Here is a 26,712-nt window from a genome sequence, read left to right on the forward strand (position 1 = left end):
CCGTGGGGCTACTGCCCGCCGCCCAGGCTCGGCAGCTGCTGGCCGAACTGGGTCGCGCACTGCTGGGCCGCCTGCTGCACCGCGGCGGGGTTGGGCGCGTTCTGCGACTGGCTGATGCAGTCCTGGAACTGCTGCAGGGTGTTGCCCCCGCCGACGCTGAAGAACGCGAAGCCGAACAGGAACAGCGCGACCGAGAGCACGACGTTCACGATGAACACGAGCACGCCGAGGATGAGCCCGGTCAGCGCCACGCCGCCGTTCGTCGCCTGCATCTTGCGGACGCGGCCGCGACCGATCACGCCGAAGACGATGGCGAGCAGGCCGAGCACGAGGCCCACGATCGGCAGCCAGAACGTGAGCACCGCGAGGATGCCGAACACGAGGGCGGCGACGCCCATCCCGTTCTTCGGCTTCGGCGGCGGCGCGGTCGACCCCGCGTCCCACTGGCCGTAGGTCTCGGTCACGACGGGTTCCTCTCTGACGGGGTACTTGCCCCACCTTCTACCCGTCGCGCCCGGATCGACACCGCCTGACCGGGTCAGGCCCGAGGAAGTCGCCTCGCACCCGGGTGGATCGTCCCGTGGTGCATGACGCCTCCCCCGGACCCGTCAGACCTGCGCCCCGTGCGCGATCGCCTCGTCCTGCCGTCGGGTCTCCGAGCCGGTCGCGATCGGCGCGCCGATCCAGGCCTCGGGGATCCCGAAGGCGTCGATCAGCGTGCGGGCGTGCGGGCGCAGCGTGCGGCAGAGCTTGTTGATCTCCGCCGTCACCGCCTTCGACCGTGCCGCCGAGATGCGGCCGTGCTCGAGGAACCAGCCCTTGTCGTTCTCGACGACCGACAGCGCGTAGAGGTCGCAGAGCGAGCGCATGAGCCGCGCGGCCGCCGGGTCGGTGACCGACTCGCACGCGCGGTTGAAGGCGTCGAGCACGAGGCCGTCGAGGTGGGCCCGGGCCGCGTGGAGCAGGTGGTCCTGCGCCCGGTTGAAGATGTCGAAGGCGCGGTCGGGGGAGACACCCTTGCCCCGGGCGGGCCGCAGGCGGCGGACCAGCGAGTCGAGCGTGTGCTCCTCGCGGTCGTCGAGCAGCTTGATCTGCCACGAGGAGTCGAGCATCTGGTCCTCGTCCCCGCCGGCCGCCGCCCCGCGCAGGCGCTCGGCGAGCTGGTGCAGCGACGTGCGCTCCGCGACGGTGTCGAGCACCTGGTCCGCGACGAAGCGGATGGTGCCGAAGGTGTCGAGGTTGCCGAAGTCGTCGGCGTAGCCCGAGATCAGGCCCTTGGCGACGAGCTGGAGCAGGACGGTGTTGTCGCCCTCGAACGTGGTGAAGACGTCGGTGTCGGCCCGCAGGGCCGCGAGCCGGTTCTCCGAGAGGTAGCCCTGCCCGCCGCACGCCTCGCGGCAGACCTGGATGACCTCGGTGGCGTTCCAGGTGGCGAGGGCCTTGATCCCCGCGGCGCGGGACTCGAGCTCCCGCTGGCGCTTCTCGTCGACCGAGCCGCCGGCCTCCCGCTCGGTCTGGATGTCGTGGAGCATCTCGACGAGCTCGTTCTGGGCGAAGCGCAGCGCGTAGGTGCGGGCGAGCAGCGGGAGCAGCTTCCGCTGGTGGGCGAGGTAGTCGAGGATCGCGATCTCGCCGTCGCCGCCCGGGGCCGCGAACTGGCGGCGGGCCTCGCCGTAGCGGATGGCGATCGTCAGGGCGAGCATCGCCGCGCCCACCGCCGATCCCGAGACGCTGACGCGGCCCCGGACGAGGGCGCCGAGCATCGTGAAGAAGCGGCGGTTCTCGCTGTCGATCGAGCTCGAGTAGGTGCCGTCGGCGGCGACGCTGCCGTGGCGGTCGAGCAGGTTCTCGCGCGGTACGCGGACGCCGTGGAAGGCGAGACGGCCGTTGTCGACGCCGTTGAGCCCCTCCTTGTGCCCGTCGTCGGTGATCTCGACCCCGGGCAGGACGTTCCCCGCCTCGTCGCGCAGGGGGACGAGGACCGCGTGGACGCCGTGCCGCGTCGGGGTCTCGCCCTCCGGCGCCGACCACAGCTGGACGAACACGGCGGCCATCCGGCCGTCGCGGGCCGCGTTGCCGATGTAGTCCTTGCGCGCCGACTCGGTGGGCGTGTCGACGACGAACTCGCCGGTGGCCGGGTCGTACGTCGCGGTGGTGTGCACCGACTGGACGTCGGAGCCGTGGCCGGTCTCGGTCATGCCGAAGCAGCCGGGCAGCGACAGGTCCATCACCGAGGGCAGGTAGCGGGCCTGCTGCTCGGGATTGCCGAGCGCCTGGATCGCGCCGCCGAACAGGCCCCACTGCACGCCGCTCTTGACCTGCAGGGACAGGTCGGCGAAGGCGAGCATCTCGAACGAGACCACCGAGCCGCCGATGTCGCCGCGACCGCCGACGGCGGTGGGGAAGCCGTGCACCGCGTGCCCGTCGGCCGCGAGCTGCTCGAGCATCTCCCACACCCGCTGCCGGTGGGTCTCCGAGTCGGCGGCGGGATCGACGCGCAGCTCCGCGAAGTCGTCGCGGGCGCGGATCTCGTCGCGCAGCCACGACCAGCGGCCGTCGAGCGAGTGGCGCATCGCGTCGACCGAGTGCCCGGTGACGTCGGAGGGCGAGGGCGGGACGGACAGCGGAGCGGCCATCGGGAAGGCCTCCTCATACGAAGTTACTGACGAGTAGGTCCAGTATTACCCCGTCTGCCGATCGTGCAACGTCCCCGGTGGGCGGCGTCACCGACCGGGGCGCCGCCGCGTCAGGCGGAGGCGGCCGAGGAGCTCACGGTGAGCGCCAGCCCGCCCCAGGCGAGGTCGGCGATCTCCTCGGTGATCACGCGGCGGGGGACGTCGGGGCGGGAGGTGAGCCAGTGGTCACCCACGGCCCGCACCATCCCGACGACCGCGTGCCCCCAGGTGGTGGCCGGGGTCGGGTCGCGTCCCTGGCGGTGCAGCTCCGTGGAGATGATCCCGCCCACGTGGTCGCCGATGAAGGACGTGAGGTCGCCGACGAAGTCGCTGTCGCCCGCCCCGGTGGCCCGCTCGGAACCGGGCGGGCGCATCACGTAGCGGTACAGATCGGAGTCGCCCTCGATGAGCGAGAGGTACGCGTCGATCCCCAGACGCAGGATGTCCGCCGGCGGCCCGGCCGCGCGCATCGCCTCCTGCACCTGCGCGACGATCACGGCGCCGACCCGCTCGCAGACGGCCTGGTAGAGGTCGAACTTGTCGGCGAAGTGGCGGTACACCACCGTCTTCGAGGTCCGGGCCTGCGCGGCCACCTGGCTCATGCCGACGTCGGGCCCGTGCTGACGGATCGCGACGATGGTCGCGAGGGTCAGCTCCTTGCGCCGGGCGGCCCGGTGGTCGTCCCACCGGCTGGAACGTTTGTCACGGCGGGGTGGCGGGGCAGTGTGAGCGTCACCGCTCGCGGCGTCGCCGGTCGACGAGGGGCCACGCTGCCCCTCGTCCTCGTGACGGTGCGGACGACGACTCACGGCACCCACGGTACCTGCTACTTTCGAGTAACGACGTTTCGTCTCCCTGGAGGAACCCATGGCCAGCCCCCGTCGCGCGGCGGTCGTCGGCGCCAACCGCATCCCCTTCGCCCGCTCCAACGGCGCGTACGCGCGCGCCTCCAACCAGGACATGCTCACGGCGGCGATCGACGGTCTCGTCGCCCGCTTCGGGCTGACCGAGGAGCGCATGGGCGAGGTGGTGGCCGGGGCCGTGCTGAAGCACAGCCGCGACTTCAACCTCACCCGCGAGGCGGTGCTCGGCTCCCGACTGTCCGCCGCCACCCCCACCTACGACGTGCAGCAGGCGTGCGGCACCGGTCTCGAGTCCGCGATCCTCGTCGGCAACAAGATCGCCCTCGGCCAGATCGAGGTCGGCATCGCCGGTGGCGTCGACACCACCTCCGACGCCCCGATCGCCGTCAACGACGACCTGCGCGCGGTCCTGCTGCAGGCCAACCGCGCCAAGTCGACCGCCGGGATGATCAAGGCCCTCGGCGGGCTGCGCCCCGGCCAGATCGTCCCGGAGATCCCGGCCAACCGGGAGCCGCGCACCGGCATGGCGATGGGTGAGCACGCCGCCATCACCGCCGCGCACTGGGGCATCGAGCGCACCGCGCAGGACGAGCTCACCGCCCTGTCGCACCAGAACCTCGGCAAGGCCTACGACGCCGGGTTCTTCGACGACCTGATGACGCCCTTCCTCGGGCTCACCAAGGACAACAACCTGCGCGCCGACTCCACCGTCGAGAAGCTCGGGAAGCTCAAGCCCGTGTTCTTCCCGGCGGGCGGCGACAAGGCCGAGGCCACCATGACGGCGGCGAACTCGACGCCGCTCACCGACGGTGCCGCCACCGTGCTGCTCGCGTCCGACGAGTGGGCCGCCGAGCGGGGCCTCCCCGTCCTGGCGCACCTCGTCGACGCCGAGACCGCCGCGGTCGACTACGTCCACGGCGACGAGGGCCTGCTCATGGCCCCCGCCTACGCCGTGCCGCGGCTCCTCGAGCGCAACGGCCTCACGCTGCAGGACTTCGACTTCTACGAGATCCACGAGGCCTTCGCCTCCACCGTGCTGGCGACGCTCGCCGCGTGGGAGAGCCCGCAGTTCTGCAAGGAGCGCCTGGGCCTCGACTCCCCGCTGGGCTCGATCGACCGCGCCAAGCTCAACGTGCACGGCTCGTCGCTCGCCACCGGCCACCCGTTCGCGGCGACCGGCGCGCGCATCGTCCCCACGCTCGCGAAGACGCTGCACCAGAACGGTGGCGGCCGCGGGCTCATCTCCATCTGCGCGGCCGGCGGCCAGGGCGTCGTCGCCATCCTCGAGGCCTGAGAAAGGACCGACATGTCGAACGACTGGTACTCCGACTTCGTCAACTCGGGCATCGGGAAGGCGATCGCCGGCAACGTCGGCCTGCCCCCGGTGCCGAAGCTGCGCCGCTGGGAGCCGGGCCAGCCCCTGCTCTCCGGGCCCGCGCTGCTCGGGACCGCGACCGCCGACGGGCGCGTCGCGAAGGTGGTCCGGGCGGTGCTCGCCGAGGCGGGCGTCGAGGTCCACGAGGACCCGAACGCCCCCGTCGGCGGCGGCTCGTCCACCTCGAAGGTCGCCGCGGCGATCGTCGACGCCACCGGGCTGTCCTCCCCGGCCGACCTCGCGGCGATCCAGGGCTTCCTGACGCCGTGCATGCGCCGGGTCGGGCCCTCGGGCCGCATCCTCGTGATCGGCGACGTCCCCGCGGAGGCCGAGCGGCCCGCCGTGCGCGCCGCCCGCCGCTCGCTCGAGGGCCTCGTCCGCTCCGCGGCGAAGGAGGCCCGCTACGGCGCGACGGTCAACCTGATCCACGTCGCCGACGGCGCGGAGAACGACCTCGAGTCGACCCTGCGCTTCTTCCTCTCCAGCCGGTCGGCGTTCGTCGACGGGCAGCGCCTCGACGTGGGCACCGTCCCCGGCTACACCGGCTCGTCGGCGGGCACCGACTGGGACCACCCCGTCCGCGGCAAGGTCGCCGTGGTGACCGGCGCCGCGCGCGGGATCGGGCGCACCGTGGCGAAGACCCTGGCCCGCGACGGCGCCACCGTCGTCGCCGTCGACATCCCGTCGGCGGGCGAGGCGCTGGCCCGAACCGCGAACGACGTCGGCGGCACCGCGCTGCAGCTCGACATCACCGCCGACGGCGCCGGCGAGGCGATCCTGTCCCACTGCGAGCGGCACGGTGGCATCGACATCGTCGTGCACAACGCCGGGATCACCCGCGACAAGCTGCTGGCCAACCAGGACACCGACCGCTGGAACTCGGTCATCGACGTCAACCTGAACGCCCAGCTGGCGATCAACGACGTCCTGATGGCCTCGTCCGACGACACCGGCTTCCACCGCGGCGGCCGCATCATCACGGTGTCGTCGATGGCCGGGATCGCGGGCAACCGCGGCCAGACGGCGTACGGGGCCTCGAAGGCCGGTGTCATCGGCCTCGTCGACGCCACCGCCCCGCTGCTCGCCGCGAAGGGCGCGACGATCAACGCCGTCGCCCCCGGGTTCATCGAGACCGACATGACCGCGGCGATGCCGGTCGGCACCCGCGAGGCCGGGCGGCGGCTCTCGTCGCTCACCCAGGGCGGCCTGCCCGTCGACGTCGCCGAGACGATCGCCTGGTTCGCCCAGGGCGCCTCGTACGCCGTCAACGGTCAGGTCCTGCGGGTCGACGGCCAGAACTACCTGGGGGCCTGAATGGGTCACGACACGCAGCGAAGCGGAGCTGGAGCATGAGCACAGAGACGCTGGACTCCGCTCCCACGTTGGGCGCGCTGTACGGGCGGGCGCTGCTCACCGCGCGCTCGGGCGGCGACACGCTGCCCGACCGCACGCTCGAACTGGTCAACGCCACGATCGACGCCGACGCGGTGGCCGACTACGCCCACGTGTGCGGGTTCCGGGTGGGCGGCGAGCTGCCGATCACCTACCCGCACATGCTGGCGTTCCCGCTGCAGATGCGGCTGATGACCGACCGCGAGTTCCCCCTGCCCGCGCCGGGCATGGTGCACCTGCGCAACGTCATCACCCAGCTGCGACCCCTGGCGGTCGGGGAGCCGCTGGTGGTGCGCGTGCACGCCGAGCGACTGGTGGCCCACCCCAAGGGCGCCCAGGTCGACCTCGTCTCCGAGGTCGGCGTTCCCGACGAGGCCGCGAGCTGGCACTCCCGCTCGACGTACTTCGTGCGGGGCGCCACCGCGGACGAGGCGACCGACTCCGCGCCACCGGAGCCCGACCCCGTCGTCGGGGACCGTCCGCACGCGGTGTGGAAGGTGCCCGGGGACATCGGCCGCCGCTACGCCGCGGTCTCGGGCGACGTGAACCCGATCCACGTCAACTCGCTCGCGGCGAAGGCGTTCGGCATGCCGGGCACCATCGCTCACGGCATGTGGTCGAAGGCCCGGGTCCTCGCGGCGCTCGCCGGCCGTACCGCCGACGCCTGCACGGTCGACGCGGTGTTCCGTTCGCCGCTGCGCACCCCGTCGACGGCGTACCTGTACACCGCCGCGGCCGCCGACGGCTGGGACGCCGCGCTGCGCTCGCGCTCGGGCAAGGACCACCTGCTGCTGACGGTGCGCCCGGCGTAACCGCCACGCCAGGAACGGGAGCCCCCTCGATCGGATCGGTCGATCGAGGGGGCTTCCGCGCGAGACGGGCACGAACCGGACCCGTCCGGCGTCGGACTTCACCGTCTCCCCAGGTCAGAGGGCCAGGATGTCCCCTCGTGACCGCCCTGCAGGAGTCCCCCGCCGAGCCGCCCGCGCCGCCCGTCCGCCGCCGGTGGGGCCGCCGGACGCTCGCGGCGGTGATCGTCGTGCTGGTGGTCCTGGCGGCGGTCGCGGCGCCGTCGGTGGTGCACGCCCTCACCCGTCCCGGGTCCGACACCGTCGCCGCCCGGCTCGCCGAGTGGGGCCGCGACCACGGCCTGGGCCCGGTGGTCACCTGGCTCGAGGCCCGGCAGTACGCGCTCCACCAGCCGCCCACCGGCGGTGTCCCCCCGGGCGGCATCCCGGTCGCGGCGGGCGCCGTCGCGGGACGTCCCGGGGCGCCGCCGGCCCTGCCCGCGCCGGCCGGCCTGAGCCCGCTGCCCGGCGAGGGGCAGTGGCAGACCGTGGTGTCCACGCCGCGCGGCGACGCCGTCCGCGTGGCCTCCGTCCGGCCCGACGCCCAGCACACCTCGTTCACCGTCGGCGTGCTGTGGATGGACCCCACGCTGGTGCACGGCGTGCTGCACCCCGGCAGCGAGGACCCGGGCGGCACCTGGCCGGTGCCCGCCGCGATCGACGGGACCGAGCAGCGGACGGTCGTCGCGGCCTTCTCCGCGGGGTTCCGGCTGCAGGGCGACAGCCACGGCGGGTGGTACCTCGACGGGCGGGAGGCCCGCCCGCTGGTCCCCGGCGCGGCCAGCCTCGTGCTGCGCCGCGACGGCACCGCCGACGTGGGCGCCTGGGGCAGCGAGGTGGGCATGGCCCCGGACGTGGTGGCGGTCCGGCAGAACCTGGTCCCCCTGGTAGACGGCCCGGACGGAGTGCACGGCGTGGTGAACCCGACCTGCGCCACCGGCGGCACCGCGGAGTGGGGCTCCACCGTGGGCCAGGCCGCCTACATCGACCGGTCCGCGTTCGGCGTGACCGCTACCGGCGCGGAGGTCTACGTCGGCGGCCCGGCGCTGTCGGTGTGCACGCTCGGGGAGATCCTCCGCTCGGCCGGGGTCGTGCGCGGGATGGAGCTCGACATCAACCCGGCCTGGGTCTCGGGGGCCTACTTCCACCCGACCGGCCGGCCGCACCCCGACGCCTTCCCGCTCTTCCCCGGCGAGCAGGTGGGCGCCCAGCACTACCTGCAGAACTCGAGCCGCGACTTCCTCTCGTTCGACCTGCGCTCGATCGCCGACACCGCCGGCGCGCCGCCCTCGATCCAGCACCGACGGGTGAACCGGCACCACACCTGACAGACATGGGATGTCAGGATGTCTGGTGTGCCTCTCGAGAGCCCGCGCCGGGCGAGCGTCATCGGTGACGTGATCACGCAGCTGGAGACGATGGTGGTCTCCGGCGAGTGGCCGGTGGGCACGCGGATCCCGCCGGAACCGGAGCTGGTCGCGGCGCTCGGGGTCGGCCGCAACTCCGTCCGCGAGGCGGTGCGCGCCCTCGCGCACACGGGGTTGCTCGAGGTCCGCCAGGGCGACGGGACCTGGGTGCGGGCCGACTCGGGACTGGGCACGGCCCTGGACCGCTACGTCCGCCGCTCCGACGCCCGCCACGTGCTCCAGGTGCGCCGCGGGCTGGAGCGCGAGGCCGCGCGGCTCGCCGCCGCGAACCGGACCCTCGACGACCTCGGGCGCCTCGACGCGGCGCTCGCGCGGCAGCACCGGCTCGCCGACGCGGCCGACCGCGAGGGGTTCGTCGCCGGTGACGCCGAGTTCCACCGGCTGGTCGCCGCGGCCGCCCACAACCCGGTGCTCGGCGACCTGCTCGACCACCTGGGCGACGCGCTCGCCCGCTCGATCGCCGCCACCGTCGAGGAGCATCCCGACTCGTTCCACGTCCACACCGAGCTCGTCGACGCGATCCGCGCGCAGGACGCCGAGGCCGCCGGACACGCCTCCGACGAGCTGCTCGACGGCCTCCTCGACGCCCTCGGCGGTGCCGCGTGAGCCGGACGACGGCCCGCTCGGTCCTCCTCGCCGTCGCGGTGCTGCTGATCGCCGCGAACCTGCGCCCGGCCGTCGTCGGGGTGTCGCCGCTGATCGCCCAGATCCGCGCCGACCTCGGGATCGGCAGTGCGGTCGCGGGCCTGGTCACGACGCTGCCCGTGCTCTGCTTCGGGCTGCTCGCGCCGGTCGCCGGGCGCCTCGCCCGCCGGCTGGGCGTGGAGACGCTCCTGCTCGCGGCGCTGGTCGTGCTCGCGGGCGGCATCCTGATCCGGCTCGTGCCCTCGCTCGCGACCCTGCTGCTCGGCTCGATGCTCGCCGGGGTCGCGATCGCGATCGGCAACACGCTGATGCCGGTGGTGGTGAAGCGCGACTTCCCGCACCGCACGGGCCTGATGACCGGTGCCTACTCGACGATGATCTCCGGCGGCGGCGCGGTCGCGGCCGCGGTGATGGTGCCGATCGAGGACGCGACCGGCCTGGGCTGGCGCGCGTCGCTGGCGCTGTGGGCGGTGTGGGCCGGGCTCGCGATCCTGCTCTGGCTGCCGTGGGTGCGCGGCGCCCGCCGCACCGCGCGCGCCGGCACCGGGACCCCTGCAGCGCCCCAGGTCCGCGGGCTGTGGCGCAGTCCCCTGGCCTGGCAGGTCACGCTGGTGATGGGGCTGCAGTCGCTGCAGTTCTACTCGTTCGTCGCGTGGGCGCCGACGCTGTTCGTCGACCAGGGCCGCTCCCCCGCGCAGGCGGGCCTGCTGCTCTCCCTGTCCGGGCTGACGTCGCTGGTCACGTCGGCGACCACCCCGATCCTCGCCACCCGGCGGCGCACGCAGTTCCACATGGTCGCCGTCCTGATCGCCCTCTGGGTGGTCGGCTACGTCGGCCTGCTGCTCGACGCGGGCACGCTGGCGCCGCTGTGGATGGTGCTGATCGGGCTCGGCCAGGGCGTCGGCATCTCGCTCGGCCTCACCCTGATCACGCTGCGCTCGCCCGACGCCGCGCACACCTCCGAGCTCTCCGGGATGGCCCAGGGCGTCGGCTACGTGGTCGCCGCGACCGGGCCGTTCGCGCTCGGCGCGATCCACGACGCCACCGGGAGCTGGACCTGGCCGGTGGTCACCCTGCTCGTCCTGCTCGTCCCGCTCGGGCTCGCGGGTCTCGGGGCGGCGCGGGACCGGCAGGTCGGGACACCCGCCCGTCCCGACGATGCCCGTCCCGACCCGACGCGGGAGGCGACGGAGCCGATCGCCTGACCGCGCGACCGCGCGTGACGCTCGGCGCACGTCCGTTCGCCCCCCGTTCACCCGATGTGTCCGCTTCGGCCGCGATCGGTGCCTACGGTCCGGTTCACCACCACCCCCGGTCGACGGAGCTCCCCACGTGAACCGACGTCTCCTGCCGCTGCTCACCCGCACCGGCCACCGCCGGTCGGGCACGCACTGCCGCTACAAGTGCGGCGACGCCTGCGACCGGCCCGTGCGCAACCGCAGCGACAACCCGACGTTCCGCGAGGTCGTGTCGGGCACCGTCAGCCGCCGCAGCGTCCTCGGGGCCGGCCTCGTCCTCGGCGCCTCCGGGGCCCTCGCCGCGTGCGGGGCGCCCGGGGCTCCCGCGGCCCCGCCGTCATCGGCGGCCCCGGTGCCGCCCGCCCCCGGCCTCGGCTTCACCGCCGTCCCGCCGAACACCGCCGACGCCGTGACGGTGCCGCCGGGCTACGCCCAGCAGGTGCTCATCCGCTGGGGCGACCCCGTGGTCACCGGGGCGCCGACGTTCGACGTCGCGAACCAGACCGCGGCCGCCCAGGCGCAGCAGTTCGGGTTCAACAACGACTTCCTCGCGGTGGTGCCGATCCCCGGCGACCCGACGCGGGCGCTGCTCGTCGCGAACCACGAGTACACGACCGAGCCGTTCATGCACCCGGGCTACGACGCGAAGGCGCCGACGCCGGAGCAGATCGCGATCGGGATGGCCGCCCACGGGATGAGCGTGGTCGCGGTCTCGCTCGACGCCTCGTCGGGACGGCCCACGGGCGTGCTGCAGGACCCGCTGAACCGGCGCGTCACCGCCACCACGCCCTTCCGGCTCGCCGGGCCGGTGGCGGGCGACCCGCTGGTGCGCACGAGCGCCGACCCCGAGGGCCGGACCGTCCTCGGCACGCTGAACAACTGCGCGGGCGGGACGACACCGTGGTCGACGGTGCTCTCCGGCGAGGAGAACATCGACCAGTACTTCGCGAACGGGAAGGCCGTCGCCGACCCGGTGCTGAAGGCCCGCTACGAGCGGCTCGGGCTCGACGGCGAGGCGAGCGAGCGGCTCTGGGAGACCGCCGACCCGCGCTTCGACCTGCTGCGCGAGCCGAACGAGGCGCACCGCTTCGGCTGGGTGGTCGAGCTCGACCCGTTCGACCCGGCCGCGCCGCCCGTCAAGCACACCGCGCTCGGGCGCTTCAAGCACGAGGGCGCGACCGTCCGGACGATGCCCGACGGCACCACGGTCGCGTACATGGGCGACGACGAGCGCTTCGAGTACGCCTACAAGTTCGTGTCCTCGGCGAAGGTCCGCCCGGGCACCGCACCGGCTGATCGGGCATTCAACCGGACCCTCCTCGACCAGGGCACGCTCTTCGTCGCGACGTTCACCGGCGGGCCCACCGAGGGCGGGGGCTCGGGCGGGCGCGGCGAGTGGCGCCCGCTCGTCGAGTCACTGCCCGACGGGACCGCGCGCTCGTTCGTCCCCGGCTTCTCCGGCACCGAGGTGCTGCTGTTCACCCGCCAGGCCGCCGACGTCGTCGGCGCCACGAAGATGGACCGGCCCGAGGACGTCGAGCCCCACCCGGTGACCGGGGCCGTGTACATGGCGCTGACGAACAACGACGAGCGCGGGGTGGAGCCGGGGGCGCCCGGCCCGGACGCGGCCAACCCCCGGGCCGACAACACCAACGGCCAGGTGGTGGAGCTCGTCGAGGACGGGTCGGACCCCACCGCGAGGACGTTCGCCTGGTCGCTGCTGCTCGTCTGCGGCGACCCGGCCGCGGCCGACACCTACTACGCCGGATTCGCGAAGGACCAGGTCAGCCCGATCTCCTGCCCGGACAACCTGGCCTTCGACCCCACCCACGGCCACCTGTGGATCTCCACCGACGGCAACGCGCTCGACGCCAACGACGGCCTCTTCGCGGTGTCGCTCGCCGGGGCCGACCGCGGCCGGGTCAAGCAGTTCCTCTCCGTGCCGACCGGCGCCGAGACCTGCGGGCCGGTCCTCATGCGGAACTGCGCGATGGTCTCGGTGCAGCACCCCGGCGAGGCCGACGACGCGAGCATCGACAGGCCCAAGTCGCACTGGCCCGACGGCGGCAGCAGCCCCGCCCGTCCCGCCGTGGTCGTGGTGTGGCGGTCCGACGGAGGTGCCTTCGGCACGTGAGCAGTAATCCGTGCCCAGACACGGATCACTGCTCACGGGGTGGTCACCTCGTGGGGCGCCAGGGGCCCGTGATCGCGTAGAGCGTGCCGGGCTCGTAGAGGTTCGCGAACAGGATGCGGCGGTCGGCGGAGAACACCGGGCCGGCCATCTCGTTCGTGTTCCGGTCGTTGCGGGCCATCGTGAACGTCTCGCCCCGCTCGGTCGCGCCCACCAGGTGCTGCACGCCCTCGCCGTCCTCGGCGATGATCACGCCGCCCCAGGGGGAGACCGTGATGTTGTCCGGGCCGTCGTAGTTCGTGCCGTCCTGGTCGGGGTTCGGGTTCACCCCGAACCGGAGCACCAGGCGCAGCGTCTGCGCCCGCGTGTCGTGGAACCACACCTGACCGTCGTGCGGCACCGGGCTCTCGGCGCGGGCGAAGCTCGTCACGACGTAGGCGCCGCCGTCGCCCCACCAGCAGCCCTCGAGCTTGCGGCCACGGGTGACCTGCGGCGGGTTCAGCTGCAGGCGCGTCGAGACCGTCCGGGCGTCGCGGTCGGGCACCGCGGTCCAGCTCACGCCGTACACGGTGCCCACCTGGGTGGCGCGGGAGAGGTCGTCGACCGGGTTGCCGGCCGAGTCCTTGCAGAGCATGGCCTCGTACGCGCCGTCGGTGGGGCCGAGGGTGCGCAGGGCGCGCTTGCCACCGCGGAAGCGGGCGGGCGGGGTCCAGCGGTAGAGCAGGCCGTTCGGCGCGGCGGCGTCCTCGGTGAGGTACATCTGCGACGACCGCGGGTCGACCGCGACCGCCTCGTGCGCGAAGCGCCCGAGCGCCCGGATCGGCTGCGGGTCACGGTTGGCGGCCTGGTCGACCGGGTCGACCTCGAAGACGTAGCCGTGGTCCTTGGTGAACCCGTTGGCGCCCGCCCGGTCCTCGGTCTCCTCGCAGGACAACCACGTGTCCCACGGGGTGATGCCGCCGGCGCAGTTCGTCGACGTCCCCGCGAGCGAGACCACCTCGCCCTGGCGGGCGCCGTCCTTGTCGGCCCGGACCGTCGTCGTGCCGCCCGGGGCGCCCGGGTCGTAGGTGAACCCGGCGATCGGCGGCACGGCGAGCGGCGCCAGGGCGCGGGCGCCGCGCAGTTCGTGGTTCTGCACGAGGATCGAGGAGTTCCCCGGTCCGCGGAACGCGCCCATGCCGTCGGAGTTGGTCGGGCTCGGCTCGCCGCTGTCGAGCTTCGTGACGCCGGCCTCGGAGACGACCGTGTAGCGGAAGCCCTGCGGCAGGGACAGCCGCTTCGCCGGGTCGGGGACGACCGGGCCGTAGCCCGGCCCGCCCGGCCCGGCCGGCGGGCCGGGCTGGGCGAGGCCGTTGGGGGCGGACAGCAGCCCGTCCACGCTCCCGGCCAGCAGGACGCCCGCGCCCACGGCGGCGGAGCGGGACAGGAAGCCGCGGCGCGACAGTCCCTGCACATCGGTCATGAGGAGAACTCCCAGGTGGTGGACGCCCCGCACCCGTACGAGTGGAGGCGTCGACCACCGTCAGCGATGCACGTGGACCGACGGTGAATCACGGACGACCTGCCGACGAACAGATCACCCGACCTTGACCAGCATCTTGCCCGTGTTCTCGCCGCGCAGGAGGCCCTGGAACGCCTCGACCGAGTGCTCCACGCCGTCGACGACGGTCTCGGAGAACTTGACCCGCCCGTCCGCGACCCACGGGGTGACCTCCTCCAGGAAGGCCGGGAAGCGGTCGAGCGAGTCCGAGACGATGAAGCCCTGGATGCGCAGCCGCTTCTTGACGATCTGGAACAGGTTGCGGGGGCCGGGCGTGGCGTCGTCGTCGGTGTCGTTGTAGTGCGCGATCGCCCCGCAGGCGGCGACGCGGGCGTTGTCGTTGGCGACGGCGATCGCGGCCTCGAGGTGGTCGGCGCCCACGTTGTCGAAGTAGACGTCGAGCCCGTCCGGCATGGCCTTCGCGAGCTGCTCGGTGACGGGGCCGTCCTTGTAGTTGAACGCCGCGTCGTAGCCGAGCTCACCGGTCAGCCAGGAGACCTTCTCGGCGCTGCCCGCGCTGCCGACCACCAGCGAGGCGCCCTTCTGCTTCGCGATCTGCCCGACGAGGCTGCCGACGCTGCCGGCCGCGGCGGAGACGAACACGGCGTCGCCGGCGGTGAAGGAGGCGTGGTCGAGCAGCCCCACCCAGGCGGTGAGCCCGGGGGCACCGAGCACGCCGAGGTAGGCCCGCGGGTCGACGCCGGAGACGTCGGGGACCTTCTGGAGGTGCCTCGCCTTGGCGATCCCGCGGTCGCGCCAGGCGAGGTTGCCCAGGACGAGGTCGCCGACGGCCACGTCGGTGACCTCGGACCCGACGGCGGTCACCTCGCCGACCGAGCGGCCGTCCATCGCCTGGTTCAGCTGGAACGGCGGGACGTAGGAGGGGACGTCGTTCATCCGGCCGCGCATGTACGGGTCGACGGAGAAGGCCCGGTTGGCGACCTCGACCTCCCCGGCGCCGGGGGCGGGGAGCTCGCGCTCGACGAGGGAGAAGTCCTGCGCGTCGGGGAAGCCGTGGGGACGGCGGACGAGGTGGACCTCGCGTGCGGTGCTCATGTCCCGACGAGTACCCGTATACCCGCGGTATGTGGCGGTTCCCGGGGATCTCTCACAAGCTGGGCCGCTAGATCCCAGCCGCTAGAACTTGCGGGTCAAGATCGCGGTAGCGAACGCTCCGGGCGCATCGGGTGCTTCATGCGAGTAGATCAAAGCGTTCCCGCTTGGAGTTAGCGAGAAGGGGATTGCAGAACACGCCCCGTCGGGGTCGTAGGGGACATCGCTCAGCCCAAGCTGACCCTCGGAACGAGAAATTAAGCCAACGCGGCTGGTGCAGCTGATGCCGTCTGCCAGGTAGAACGTCGACTTCTTCTGCCCAGTATTCGAGCCTTTCGGCAGCGTGATCACGACATCCTCACCTAGCTGTGAGCCATCGTCCGCCGAGACGAGCCGACCCGACCACGTTCCTGCTTCTACTCCCGTGAACGACAACTGCGGGGCAGCTCGAGAGACAGGCGGCTGGCTCTCATTCTGCTGCGTACCCGTCTGTGACGGCGTCGACGTCGCCTCCGGAGACGGACTGTCGTCAACCGCTTCGAGCACTCCTCCGATAATCACCACACCAACTGCTGCAACCAGTGCGCTCACGAGCAAACTCCCAATCAGCCGACGCCACCGCCGCCCACGAAGGGAGGTGGCTGCCCGACCCTCGCTAGACGTCGGCCGGAGGAACGGCACGGTGTGCACCGTGTGCTCGTCCGAGGTCATCGGGGCCGGCCGCGGCGCGGGCATCTGGTCAGCGAGTGCAGGCTGCTCGGTCGGTGTTGCACGTTGCGAAGGCGTCCCGTCGACCACCGCGGGCGCGACCGTTTCGCCGCGGGCTTTCTGCACTGCCTGGAGAGACTCGGCGAACTTGAGCGCCGTGCCGGTTCGGCGACGGAGATCGTGCGTCATTGCGGCCAGCAGAGGGACTGCAACATCCGCTGGCACCCCGTGCGCGACGAGGTCTGGCGGTTCGTCGCGAAGGATGCGCGCGATCAGCGCTGGGGTGCCCGCGTCTCCGACCTCGGCCGCGAAGGGCGGCCGGCCGGTCAGGAGGCAGACCAATGTCGCCGCCAGCGACCACACGTCGGAAGCTGGACCGGGCTGCTTCGCCTCGAGCACCTCGGGCGGGGCGTAGGCGAGGCTCGCCGTCACGACGCCGGATGTGGTTCGCGACCCACCGGCGAGTCGCGCGATACCGAAGTCGGCGAGCACGGGATCGCCATAGCGCGAGCGCAGGACGTTGGCCGGCTTCACGTCGCGGTGCAGCACGTTCGACCGGTGAGCGGTCTCCAGGGCACCCGCCAGCTGCACGCCGATCCGGAGCACCTCGGCGACGGACAAGCGACCGGCTTGCTTCTCCAGCGCACCGTCGGGCAGGTACTCCATGACCAGGAAGGGGGCGCCGCTTGCCGTGATCCCACCGTCGTAGACGGTGACGATGTGCGGGTGGTGGGCAAGGCTCCCCAGCGCGCGCCGCTCCCGGTCGAACCGCATCCGGACTGATTCTGGTGCTCCACCGAGGTGGACGACCTTCACCGCCACGGTCTGGTCGAACGCCTCCCGCCGCGCCCGGTACACCGTGGCGAACCCGCCCGAGCCGATCTCGACCAGGCCACTGAATCCCGGGATCAGCGGCGCCTCCCGCACGGCAGTCACGACCGCGAGCCCCCTGTCACGCGCACAAAGTAGCCGTCCGTGTTGATGTTCGAGAAGTTCGTGCCCGTAAGTGGCACATCGCTACCGCTCCATCACGGTGCGTACTTGAGGTTCGAGACTCCGCGTTCCGCGGGAACACCTTGTGAGCACGTGAGGTTGAGCGACACACGCTCAGTCCTCCTCCTGGCGCCCTCGAGACATGAGTCTCGGGGACTCAGGAATGAAAGCGGGTCGGGCGTTGCTGACTCCCACGACAGCCGCCGCAGGCACCAGCCGCAGGCGGCGGACCCCTCTGGAGAGGTACGCATGACCAGCGCATTCGGTCCCGGCGACCCCGGGTCCGGCCAGTTCGACGACTTCCTGGCCCGGTTCCTGGGCGGTAACTCGCCCCGCGGCGACCGGCGGATCGACATCACCGCGCTCATGACCGAGCAGGCCCGCAGCCTGGTCGGCACCGCGGCCCACATCGCCGTCGAGCGCGGCAGCACCGACCTCGACGCGTGGCACCTGCTGCTCGCGGCCCTGCAGGTCGAGCCGCTGCGCGCCCTGATCGCGGGCACCGGCGCCGACCCGGACGACCTCGTCCGGCACGCCGACGGCCTCCTGCCGCGCGCCGAGACCACCGGCCAGCCCCCGTCCCTGACCCCCACGGCCAAGCGCACGCTGCTCGACGCCCACCAGATCTCCCGGGCGCTCGGCGCGAGCTACATCGGCCCGGAGCACATCGTGCTCGCCCTCGCGGCCAACCCCGACTCGCCGTCGGGCAAGGCCCTGCAGGCCCGCGGGGTCGACCCGCAGTCGCTGCAGCGCAGCGCCAACGGCACCGGCCGTCCCCAGGCCGGCGGCAGCGCCGGCGCGGGCGGCGGACGCCCCGACTCCGACACCCCGACGATCGACCAGTTCGGCGTCGACCTGACCGCGAAGGCGCGGGCGGGCGAGCTCGACCCGGTGATCGGCCGGGAGGACGAGGTCGACCAGACCCTCGAGGTGCTCTCGCGGCGCACCAAGAACAACCCCGTGCTGATCGGCGAGGCCGGCGTCGGCAAGACCGCCGTCGTCGAGGGCATCGCCCAGCGCATCGTCGCGGGCGACGTGCCCGAGCAGCTCGAGAACAAGCGGATCGTCCAGCTCGACCTCACCGGGATGGTGGCGGGCACCCGCTACCGCGGTGACTTCGAGGAGCGGATGACCAAGCTCGTCGCCGAGGTCCGCGAGCACTCCGACACGCTGATCGTCTTCATCGACGAGCTGCACACCATGGTCGGGGCCGGCGGCTCCGGCGAGGGTGGCGGCATGGACGCCGGCAACATCCTCAAGCCGGCGCTGGCCCGCGGCGAGCTCCACATCGTCGGGGCGACGACGCTCGACGAGTACCGGCAGTCCATCGAGAAGGACGCCGCGCTCGAGCGCCGCTTCCAGTCGGTGCTGGTGCCCGAGCCCTCGGTCGCCGACACCGTCGCGATCCTGCACGGGCTGCGCGACCGCTACGAGGCGCACCACCAGGTGCGGTTCACCGACGAGGCGCTGACGGCGGCGGCGGAGCTCTCCGAGCGCTACGTGACCGACCGCTTCCTGCCCGACAAGGCGATCGACCTCGTCGACCAGGCGGGGGCGCGCAAGCGGCTCGGGTCGAAGGGCCCGCACACCGACACGCGCGAGCTGGAGCGCCGGCTCGAGTCGCTGCAGCGCGACAAGGACCAGGCCGTGGCCGACGAGGACTACGAGCGGGCCGGGAAGCTGCGCGACCAGGTCGCGCAGGCGACGAAGGCCCTCGAGGAGGCCCGCACCGAGCGGACGTCCGGCCAGGGCGGCGTGCTCACCGTCGGCGTCGAGGACATCGCCGAGATCGTCTCGCGGTCGACCGGCATCCCGGTCGCCCAGCTCACCGAGACCGAGCGGTCGAAGCTGCTCGGGCTCGAGGGCCAGCTCCACGAGCGGGTCGTCGGCCAGGACGACGCGGTGCGCGCGGTCGCCGAGGCGGTCCGCCGCTCGCGGGCGGGTCTGGGCGACCCCGACCGGCCGATCGGCAGCTTCCTCTTCCTCGGGCCCACGGGCGTCGGTAAGACCGAGCTGGCGAAGGCGCTGGCCGGCGCGATGTTCGGCGACGAGGACCGCATGGTCCGCGTCGACATGAGCGAGTACTCCGAGCGGCACACCGTCTCGCGGCTCGTCGGTTCGCCCCCCGGCTACGTCGGGTACGGCGAGGCCGGTCAGCTGACCGAGGAGATCCGTCGCCGCCCGTACTCGGTGGTGCTGCTCGACGAGATGGAGAAGGCCCACCCCGACGTCTTCAACACGCTGCTCCAGGTGCTCGACGACGGCCGGCTGACCGACTCGCAGGGCCGCACGGTCGACTTCCGCAACACGGTGGTCATCATGACGAGCAACGTCGGGTCGGAGCTCATCACGACGAACACCCAGGCGCTCGGCTTCGCGCCGTCGACCCAGAACGCCGACCGGTCCCTGCAGGAGCGGCTCATGCCGCGGCTGCGGGAGTCGTTCCGGCCGGAGTTCCTCAACCGGATCGACGAGGTGATCGTCTTCAAGCGGCTCGACCAGGCCCAGCTGCGGACCATCACCGACCTGCTGCTCGGCGAGACCCGCGAGCGGCTGGCGTCGCTGGAGATCGAGATCGAGTTCTCGACGGAGGCCGTCGACTGGCTCTCCGAGCACGGGTACCAGCCCGAGTTCGGGGCGCGGCCGCTGCGGCGCACCATCCAGCGCGAGGTCGGCAACCGGCTCTCGGCGATGCTCCTCGGCGACGAGGTGCACGCGGGGCAGGAGGTCCGGGTCGACGTCGACGGTGACGCCCTGCGCTTCACCGTGGCCGACCCGGCCCTGATCGGCTGATCCACGCTCGACGACGAAGGGCCCCTCCCGTGCGCGGGAGGGGCCCTTCGTGCGTGATCTTGCGGGGCTCGCGGGGTACAGGCCGTTCGGATTCGTCTCGGCAGAGGGAGCGTCATGAGTGGATCAGTGGGCGACCGGATCACCCTGCACGCGAACTCGACCGGCTCGTCCGACCGCGTCGGGACCATCGTCGGCGTCCTGGGGTCCGACGGCCCGCCCTATCGGGTCCGCTTCGACAACGGCGACGAGTCGATCCTGACGCCGGGGCCCGACGCGACCATCGAGGCGCCGTCGGTCGGCGAGCGCCTCGAGCAGGTGGCCGACCGGGCGACGGAGACCGCGCGGGAGACCGCCGAGAAGGCCCGCGAGACCGCGGAGGACGCCACCGGCCGCGCCGCGCGCGCCGTGGCCGACACCGCCGCGCGGATCGCCGAGCGCTTCGAGCGCTAGCGGGTCAGACCCGTCGCACCGCGGCGGTGCGGGTGTCGTAGACCAGCGAGCCGCGCTCGAAGTCCTGGCGGACGCCCCCGCTGACCGCGTACTGGTCCGAGCGCGGGTAGCCGTAGGTCGAGCGCTCCCAGCCGGCCCGCGCCCAGGCGTCGAGGATCGGCCCGCGCACCGGCCAGGCGCCCGTCTGCGGGGTCCAGTAGATCGAGCCGGTGACGAAGTGGTTGTAGCGGCCGCGCCGGTCGGGGGTGGTGAGCTCGTCGGTCCGCGGCAGCCCGACCGGGGAGGTCGCGGCCCCGACGAGGTCGTAGCGCTTGTTGATCTCCCCGACCACCGACCACGCCCCCGTGGCCGAGGACCAGTAGACCGACCCGTTGGACAGCGAGAAGCGGGTGACGCGGGCGCCCTGCCCCGTCGCGCTCTCCACCACCGACGGCTCGCCGAGCAGCGCACGCTGCGCGAGCCACTTCGTCCGGACCGGGTTGGTGGACAGGTCGCCGACGAGGGCGGCGGTGCGGTCGCGGATGGCCGGCATCGAGCGGATGCCCGTGTTGCCCGGGCACTCGGTGGCGCCGACGTCGCGGTGCGCGAACACCGTCGGCAGGGTCACCTGACGGCCGGCGGCGTACTTCGACGTCCCGCCCCCGGTGCTCGTCAACGTCGTGGTGGCCCGCGGGTCGCGGTAGAGCCCGCCGAGCTTGTACGCGGCGAGCCGCGCGGTGGCCTCGAGCTGCGCGGCGGGCAGGGCGACCGAGGTGAAGTCGCCCATCATCCCGATCCCGAAGGTCTCGCGGTTGAAGCCGCCGGCGTGGGCCGCGATCACCGACCGCTCGAGCCCGCCCTTGCGCCCCTCGAACACCGTGCCGAAGCGGTCGACGAGCACGTTGTAGCCGATGTCGCCCCAGCCCAGGGTCTTCGCGTGGTAGGCGTAGATCCCGCGCACGATCGCCGCGGACTCGGCGGCGGTGTAGGCGTTGGTCCCGGCCGTGTGGTGGATCGTCACCGCCCGCACCGTCGGGGTGAACTGCGGCGGCCACGTCATCAGCTTCTCGTCGGCGCCCCACTGGGCCCGGGTGACCAGCTTCGGCAGGCCGGGACTGACCGAGGCGGCCCGCGCCGAGGTGTCGTTGGTGCTCGTCGCGGGGTCGATGGAGGTCAGGGCCATGCGGCTGGTCGCCGGGGCCCCGTCGTCGACGGCCCGGACCTGGACCTCGCGGCTGTCGGCCACCCACACCGGCTCACTGCTGGCGACCTTCGCGCGGACGCCGTCGCGCTCGCTGTCCACGGGGTCGACCCGGGTCCAGGGCCCGAACGCCCCGTTCGCGAGGCGGCTGCGGAGCTCGATGAGGTCGGGGGTCGGCCCGGTCCAGCTCACCGCGACGAGCTTGAGCGGGTCGGGGCTGGACGCCTGGGCGGCGTTCGCCGAGTCGGGCGATGGCGCGGGCGCGCCGAGCGCCTCGCGCTCGACCTTGGGGTCGACCGGCTTCGCGGCGGGCAGGGGCGCCACCGGCGGCGGGTCCGCGGCCGGTGCCGTCGGCAGGGCCACCGGTGCCGCGGCCGGCGTCGGGGCCGCCGCGGCGAGACCCGGCCCCGCCATCAACGCCGCCACGACCACGATCGGCGCCCCGATCCCCCGGACCCGACGCCACCCGTTGTTCGACCGCACGCTTCCTCCCCCGACGAGACTGTCGGCTCTAGCGGTCGCGGGCACCTCGCCGTTACAGGGCCCGTTCCGTCACCTCCGAGGACGCGCACCGGAGTCGATCACTCGTCCGGCCCATGCCGGTGCCGCTAGAGGTCACCTACCGTCACCGACATGAGCGACGAGTCCTGGCTCCCTCCACCACCCGTGTCCTTCGACGGCGATCACGACGACCACGAGCACCACCGACACCAGGCGCACCACCACCCGGACGAGCGCGGGCTGCAGCTCGGCGACCAGGTCCGCAGCCGCTACGGCCGCGGCATCGCCGTCGGCGACCTGCTCTCCCACCTCGACTACCGCGTCAACGAGCTCCACGCCGCGTTCCTCGAGCCCGACCGGCACACCAGCCGCGTCCCCGGCGCCCAGGTGCGGATGTCCGGGCTCGACGCAGTGCTCAACACCGACGCCCACGCCTGGCGGACGCTCACCGAGCTCGGCGACCGCCTCGGGCGGGTGGAGCAGAAGCTCGACACGATCCTCGAGCGGCTCCCTCAGGCCTGACGCAGCGCCGGCTCGGCGGCCCGGACCGGCGCGGCCGGCAGCGTGACGGTGGTGCGCGTGTCCCCCGGCACGCTGGTCACCTCGACGGTGCCGCCGTGCTCGGTGACCACCGCGGAGACGATCGAGAGGCCCAGACCGGTCGACCCCGTGGACCGCGCGCGGGCCGCGTCGCCGCGGGCGAAACGCTCGAGGACGTGCGGCAGCAGCCCGGCGTCGATGCCGGGGCCGTCGTCGCGCACCACCAGCTGCACGGCGTGCCCCACCCGCGAGAGCCCGACGACGACGGTCGTCCCCGGCGGGGTGTGCGTGCGCGCGTTGGCCAGCAGGTTCGCGACCACCTGGTGCAGCCGCTCGGGGTCGCCGGTCACCGTGACCCCGGCCGGGTCGTCGTCGGGCTCCGGCAGGTCGAGCGACCACCGGTGCCCGGGCGAGGTGGCGTGGGCGTCGCTCACGGCGTCGACCACCAGCCGGGCCAGGTCGACGGGCTCGCGGGCGAGCGGGCGGCCGGCGTCGAGGCGCGCGAGCAGCAGGAGGTCCTCGACGAGCAGCGTCATGCGCTCGGTCTGCGACCCGACCCGCTCGAGCATCGCGGCGACCTCGGCGGGCATCTCGGTGCGCCCCTCCCCCGTCGCTTCGCTCGCCTCCATCCGCCGCCGGGCCAGCTCGGAGTAGCCGCGGATCGCCGCGAGGGGAGTCCGCAGCTCGTGGGAGGCGTCGGCGACGAACCGCCGCACCCGGGTCTCGGAGTCCTGCCGGGCGGCGAGCGAGCGGGCGACGTGGTCGAGCATCCGGTTGAGGGCCGCGCCGACCTGCCCCACCTCGGTCCGGGGGTCGGCGTCGGCCTCGGGCACGCGGTCCTCGAGCCGGACCTCCCCGCGCTCGAGCGGCAGCTCGGCGACCTGCCGGGCGGTGGTGGAGACGCGGTGCAGCGGACGGAGGGTGGCGCGGGTGGCGAACGCGGCGACGATCCCCGCGACGAGCACCCCGCCCCCGAAGATGATCGTCTCGTACAGGGCGAGGCTGCCGACCGTCTCGTTCATCCGGGCGGTGGAGACGCCGTAGTAGACCGTCGACCCGTCGGCGGTCGTCCGCGCCGAGAGCCGGTACGACGACCCGAGGGCCGGCAGGTCGACGGTCTCGGGCCGCTGCCCGGGCGCACCGGGGGACACCGCGAGGACCGGGTCGACGGCGGTGGGCGCCAGCCCCTGGTCGGAGGACCGGAAGCCGCCGAGGGCGCTCGCGGACACCACGCGGCCGTCGACGCTGCGGACCTCGATCCGGCTGGTGGGGGCGTCCCCGCCCCCGAAGCCGCCCCCGGCGTCCGGCGGCGGGGGCCGGCGGCCGGCGGCATCGTCGGGCGGGTCGGCGATGAACCCGATCGTCCGCATCACGTCCTGGTCGAGCTGCTGCTGCAGGTAGTGCCGCAGCGAGATCGCGGCGCCGACGCCCACCACGGCACACACGACCACCAGCAGCACCATCGTCGTCGCGACGATCCGGGCCTGGAGGGAGCGCACCCTGCGCATCCTCCTCACCCCGCCGGTTTGAGGACGTACCCAGCGCCGCGCACGGTGTGGATCATCGGGGTGCGGCCCGCGTCGATCTTCTTGCGCAGGTAGGAGATGTAGAGCTCGACGATGTTCGACTGGCCGCCGAAGTCGTAGTTCCACACCCGGTCGAGGATCTGGGCCTTCGAGAGCACCCGGCGCGGGTTGCGCATGAGGAAGCGCAGCAGCTCGAACTCGGTGGCGGTCAGGTCCACCTGGTCGCCGCCGCGGAAGACCTCGTGCGAGTCCTCGTCGAGGGTCAGGTCCCCGACGACGAGGCCCGCGTCGCCGCGCACGGCGGTCGCCACCGCGGCGCGGCGCAGGAGCCCCCGCAGCCGGGCGACGACCTCCTCGAGGCTGAACGGCTTCGTCACGTAGTCGTCGCCGCCGGCCGTGATGCCGGTGACCCGGTCCTCCACCGCGTCGCGCGCGGTGAGGAAGAGGACGGGCACGTCGGGGTTGTCGGCGCGCAGCCGGCGCAGGACCTCGAAGCCGTCGATGTCGGGCAGCATCACGTCGAGCACGACGACGTCGGGGCGGAACTCCCGGCCCTGCGACACCGCCCCGAGCCCGTCCCCCGCGCTGCGCACGTCCCAGCCCTCGTAGCGCAGGGCCATCGACAGCAGGTCGGCCAGCGTCGGCTCGTCGTCGACGACGAGGGCGCGGACCGGACTGCCGTCGGGTCGCCGCAGTTCTGCGCGGACTGCTGCGTTCATGGGCTCCACCATGACACCGCCCGATCCGCCCTCGCTGGGCGAACGCTGTGAGCCTGCTGTGCGCCCTCAGCGCACCGGCAGCGACGCGAAGCCCCGCAGGATCGTCGTCGGGCGGCGGGTGGGGGTCCCGGCGGGCGCCAGATCGGGGAAGCGCGTGAACAGGCTGCGCAGCGCGACCTCCCCCTCCATGCGCGCGAGGGCCGCGCCCAGGCAGTAGTGGATGCCGCTGGAGAACGCGACGTGCTCCTTCGCGTTCGGGCGCGCGACGTCGAAGCGGTCGGGGTCGGTGAAGACCGCCGGGTCGCGGTTGGCCGCGCCCAGCACCGTCACGACGATCTCCCCCTCGGCCACCGGCACGCCCTCGACGACCGTGTCGCGGCGGGCCATCCGCCCCGTGCGCTGCACCGGCGAGTCGTGGCGCAGGACCTCGTCGACCGCGTTCGGCCACAGCGACGGGTCGTCGGCGAGGACCGCACGCTGGTCGGGGTGCTCGAAGAGCCGGTTCGCTCCGTTGGAGATCAGGTTGACCGTCGTCTCGAACCCCGCGGCGAGGATGAGCATCGACGTGGCCACGAGCTCCTGCTCGGTCAGGCCCGTCCCGTCGTCGTCGGCCACCCCGACCAGCTTCGAGAGCAGATCCTCGCCCGGGTTCGCCCGCAGGCTGCGCAGGTGCTCGCGCAGCCAGGCGTCGAAGGCCGCGAGCGAGCGCTCCGCGAGGGCGTAGCGCTGCCAGGGCAGCCCCATGTCGAGGGTCGCGGCGGCGCCGTCACCCCAGGTCAGCAGCGTCGTCCGCATCTCCTGCGGCACGCCCAGCATCTCGGCGATCACCGTGACCGGGACGAGCGCGGCGTAGTTCGCCACGAGGTCGACGGGGCCGCCACGCAGCTCCCGCTCCATGTCGTCGAGCAGCCCGGTGGTGATCTCCTCGGTGCGCGTCCGCAGCGCGGCCACCGCCTTCGCGGTGAACGCCCGGGTCACCAGGCGGCGGTACCGCGCGTGGTCGGGCGGGTCCACGACGAGCATCGAGGGCGGCGCGTCGACGCCCGCGTAGGGCCGGGGCCCGAGCAGCCGGATGCCGGCCCGGACCGCCGCGGGGAGCACCCGGTCGCGGTCGGCGACCCCGAAGTCGTCGCTGCGCAGGACGGCGGTGGTGATGTCGTGGTGGGCGGTGATGCGCCCGAACGGCCCCGTCGCGAAGGGCCGGGACTCGCGGAGGCGGTGGTAGTGCTCCCAGGGCTCCGCCTGCATCGCCGGGTCGTGCAGCATCCGCCCGTCGGCGTTGCCCGCCCGGGCCCTCGCGGACATCGCGGTCCGCAGCAGCCCCTGGGTGAGCGCCCACCGCAGCGCGAGCGCGGGCGTGGAGGGCGCGGCCGGCGCCGACCTCCGGGTGTCTCCGACCAGCGTCGTCATACCAACCACCTCTCACCGACCCGTCGTCGGGAACATACCGAGAGTATGTCGTCGACCCGACTATGGTCGGACCCGTGGTCGAGGTCAAGAGCCGCCGCGGGGAGTACACCGAGGCGACGAGGCGTGCCCTGCTCGACGCGGCCGCGCGGCTGTTCACCGAGCGCGGCTTCGCGAAGACCTCGCTCGACGACGTCGCGGCCGACGCCCGCGTCACCAAGGGCGCGATCTACCACCACTTCAGCGGCAAGTCCGGCCTGTTCGAGGCCCTCTTCGACGAGCTCGAGCAGAGCGAGAACGGCGCGGCCCGCGCGGCCTTCGTCGCGCACGACGACCCCACCGAGGGCGCCCTCGCCGCCCTCGACCAGTTCCTGCTCGCCTGCTCCGAGTCGGTCTACGGCGCGCTCGTGTTCCGCGAGGCGCCCATCGCCCTGGGCTGGGAGGCCTGGCGCCGGTGCGAGGAGAAGTACTCCTACGCGCTGATGGCCGACATGCTCACGGCCCTGCAGGCGGCCGGCCGCATCCCGGCGCACGGCGGCGACGCGCTGCCCAACATCGCCTTCGGCATGCTCGGCGCGGCGGGCCAGCTCCTCGCCCGCACCCCGCCCGAGGACCGCGCCCGTGTCCGCGAGGAGTGCCGGTGGCCGTTCGCGGCGCTGCTCGCCGGGTTCGCCTCGCTGCCCCCTGAGTAGCTCCACGGATTCCCGA

Annotated in this window: 21 protein-coding genes; 11 read left to right on the top strand and 10 right to left on the bottom strand. The window is 73.4% G+C overall.

Annotated elements, in window-relative coordinates:
* Positions 1–8 precede the first annotated feature (8 nt).
* The 3 genes from ACFPBZ_RS17595 to ACFPBZ_RS17605 all read right to left on the bottom strand — a co-directional run bounded on the left by ACFPBZ_RS17595 (position 9) and on the right by ACFPBZ_RS17605 (position 3,484).
* Positions 9–464 (bottom strand): DUF4190 domain-containing protein, encoded by a 456-nt coding sequence (locus ACFPBZ_RS17595; RefSeq protein WP_378037388.1) that lies wholly within the window; start codon positions 462–464, stop codon positions 9–11.
* A gap of 144 nt (positions 465–608) precedes the next feature.
* Positions 609–2,636 (bottom strand): acyl-CoA dehydrogenase family protein, encoded by a 2,028-nt coding sequence (locus ACFPBZ_RS17600; RefSeq protein WP_378037389.1) that lies wholly within the window; start codon positions 2,634–2,636, stop codon positions 609–611.
* Between the two features lie 110 nt (positions 2,637–2,746).
* Positions 2,747–3,484, bottom strand: a complete 738-nt coding sequence (locus ACFPBZ_RS17605) for a TetR family transcriptional regulator (RefSeq protein WP_378037390.1) — start codon at positions 3,482–3,484, stop codon at positions 2,747–2,749.
* Between the two features lie 58 nt (positions 3,485–3,542).
* On the opposite strand from ACFPBZ_RS17605, the gene ACFPBZ_RS17610 reads away from it, so the two are divergent.
* From ACFPBZ_RS17610 to ACFPBZ_RS17640, 7 genes are all read left to right on the top strand, one after another.
* Positions 3,543–4,832 (top strand): acetyl-CoA C-acetyltransferase, encoded by a 1,290-nt coding sequence (locus tag ACFPBZ_RS17610; RefSeq protein ID WP_378037391.1) that lies wholly within the window; start codon positions 3,543–3,545, stop codon positions 4,830–4,832.
* Positions 4,833–4,844: 12 nt separating this feature from the next.
* Positions 4,845–6,227: a 3-oxoacyl-ACP reductase gene (locus ACFPBZ_RS17615; RefSeq protein WP_378037392.1), complete on the top strand. Its 1,383-nt coding sequence runs from the start codon at positions 4,845–4,847 to the stop codon at positions 6,225–6,227.
* Positions 6,228–6,262: 35 nt separating this feature from the next.
* Positions 6,263–7,117, top strand: a complete 855-nt coding sequence (locus ACFPBZ_RS17620; protein WP_378037393.1) for a MaoC/PaaZ C-terminal domain-containing protein — start codon at positions 6,263–6,265, stop codon at positions 7,115–7,117.
* Between the two features lie 137 nt (positions 7,118–7,254).
* Entirely contained in the window at positions 7,255–8,481 is a 1,227-nt protein-coding gene (locus tag ACFPBZ_RS17625; RefSeq protein ID WP_378037394.1) for a hypothetical protein, read from the top strand.
* Between the two features lie 18 nt (positions 8,482–8,499).
* Entirely contained in the window at positions 8,500–9,186 is a 687-nt protein-coding gene (locus ACFPBZ_RS17630; RefSeq protein WP_378037395.1) for a FadR/GntR family transcriptional regulator, read from the top strand.
* Positions 9,183–10,430: a CynX/NimT family MFS transporter gene (locus tag ACFPBZ_RS17635; protein ID WP_378037396.1), complete on the top strand. Its 1,248-nt coding sequence runs from the start codon at positions 9,183–9,185 to the stop codon at positions 10,428–10,430. The genes ACFPBZ_RS17630 and ACFPBZ_RS17635 overlap by 4 nt, the downstream gene beginning before the upstream one ends.
* Before the next feature lie 127 nt (positions 10,431–10,557).
* Positions 10,558–12,597 carry a PhoX family protein gene (locus ACFPBZ_RS17640; protein ID WP_378037397.1) on the top strand — a complete coding sequence of 680 codons (2,040 nt, stop codon included), beginning with the start codon at positions 10,558–10,560 and terminating at the stop codon, positions 12,595–12,597.
* 43 nt (positions 12,598–12,640) lie between these two features.
* Here ACFPBZ_RS17640 and ACFPBZ_RS17645 read toward each other — a convergent pair whose 3' ends face one another.
* The 3 genes from ACFPBZ_RS17645 to ACFPBZ_RS17655 all read right to left on the bottom strand — a co-directional run bounded on the left by ACFPBZ_RS17645 (position 12,641) and on the right by ACFPBZ_RS17655 (position 16,831).
* A complete protein-coding gene (locus ACFPBZ_RS17645) occupies positions 12,641–14,056 on the bottom strand; it encodes an alkaline phosphatase PhoX (RefSeq protein ID WP_378037398.1) in 1,416 nt (471 codons plus the stop codon).
* 114 nt (positions 14,057–14,170) lie between these two features.
* A complete protein-coding gene (locus ACFPBZ_RS17650) occupies positions 14,171–15,190 on the bottom strand; it encodes an NADP-dependent oxidoreductase (RefSeq protein WP_378037399.1) in 1,020 nt (339 codons plus the stop codon).
* A gap of 81 nt (positions 15,191–15,271) precedes the next feature.
* On the bottom strand, positions 15,272–16,831 hold the full coding sequence (locus ACFPBZ_RS17655; protein WP_378037400.1) for a serine/threonine-protein kinase: 1,560 nt from the start codon (positions 16,829–16,831) through the stop codon (positions 15,272–15,274).
* 306 nt (positions 16,832–17,137) lie between these two features.
* On the opposite strand from ACFPBZ_RS17655, the gene ACFPBZ_RS17660 reads away from it, so the two are divergent.
* Both ACFPBZ_RS17660 and ACFPBZ_RS17665 read left to right on the top strand, forming a co-directional pair.
* The gene (locus ACFPBZ_RS17660) at positions 17,138–19,681 is read left to right on the top strand and encodes an ATP-dependent Clp protease ATP-binding subunit (protein WP_378037401.1); all 2,544 of its coding nucleotides are present in this window, start codon (positions 17,138–17,140) and stop codon (positions 19,679–19,681) included.
* A gap of 114 nt (positions 19,682–19,795) precedes the next feature.
* Entirely contained in the window at positions 19,796–20,131 is a 336-nt protein-coding gene (locus tag ACFPBZ_RS17665; RefSeq protein ID WP_378037402.1) for a DUF1918 domain-containing protein, read from the top strand.
* Between the two features lie 4 nt (positions 20,132–20,135).
* On the opposite strand, the gene ACFPBZ_RS17670 is transcribed toward ACFPBZ_RS17665, so the two are convergent.
* Positions 20,136–21,794 carry an N-acetylmuramoyl-L-alanine amidase gene (locus ACFPBZ_RS17670; protein WP_378037403.1) on the bottom strand — a complete coding sequence of 553 codons (1,659 nt, stop codon included), beginning with the start codon at positions 21,792–21,794 and terminating at the stop codon, positions 20,136–20,138.
* Positions 21,795–21,944: 150 nt separating this feature from the next.
* Between ACFPBZ_RS17670 and ACFPBZ_RS17675 the strand changes: the two genes are divergently transcribed.
* The gene (locus ACFPBZ_RS17675; protein WP_378037404.1) at positions 21,945–22,334 is read left to right on the top strand and encodes a hypothetical protein; all 390 of its coding nucleotides are present in this window, start codon (positions 21,945–21,947) and stop codon (positions 22,332–22,334) included.
* On the opposite strand, the gene ACFPBZ_RS17680 is transcribed toward ACFPBZ_RS17675, so the two are convergent.
* The 3 genes from ACFPBZ_RS17680 to ACFPBZ_RS17690 all read right to left on the bottom strand — a co-directional run bounded on the left by ACFPBZ_RS17680 (position 22,325) and on the right by ACFPBZ_RS17690 (position 26,007).
* The gene (locus ACFPBZ_RS17680) at positions 22,325–23,860 is read right to left on the bottom strand and encodes a sensor histidine kinase (protein ID WP_378037405.1); all 1,536 of its coding nucleotides are present in this window, start codon (positions 23,858–23,860) and stop codon (positions 22,325–22,327) included. The genes ACFPBZ_RS17675 and ACFPBZ_RS17680 overlap by 10 nt on opposite strands.
* A gap of 5 nt (positions 23,861–23,865) precedes the next feature.
* The gene (locus tag ACFPBZ_RS17685; protein WP_378037406.1) at positions 23,866–24,597 is read right to left on the bottom strand and encodes a response regulator transcription factor; all 732 of its coding nucleotides are present in this window, start codon (positions 24,595–24,597) and stop codon (positions 23,866–23,868) included.
* A 66-nt stretch (positions 24,598–24,663) separates the two neighbouring features.
* Positions 24,664–26,007: a cytochrome P450 gene (locus ACFPBZ_RS17690; protein WP_378037407.1), complete on the bottom strand. Its 1,344-nt coding sequence runs from the start codon at positions 26,005–26,007 to the stop codon at positions 24,664–24,666.
* Positions 26,008–26,081: 74 nt separating this feature from the next.
* Between ACFPBZ_RS17690 and ACFPBZ_RS17695 the strand changes: the two genes are divergently transcribed.
* A complete protein-coding gene (locus ACFPBZ_RS17695) occupies positions 26,082–26,696 on the top strand; it encodes a TetR/AcrR family transcriptional regulator (protein ID WP_378037408.1) in 615 nt (204 codons plus the stop codon).
* Positions 26,697–26,712: the final 16 nt, after the last annotated feature.

The organism is Actinomycetospora atypica (assembly GCF_042653685.1).
Lineage (GTDB): Bacteria > Actinomycetota > Actinomycetes > Mycobacteriales > Pseudonocardiaceae > Actinomycetospora > Actinomycetospora atypica.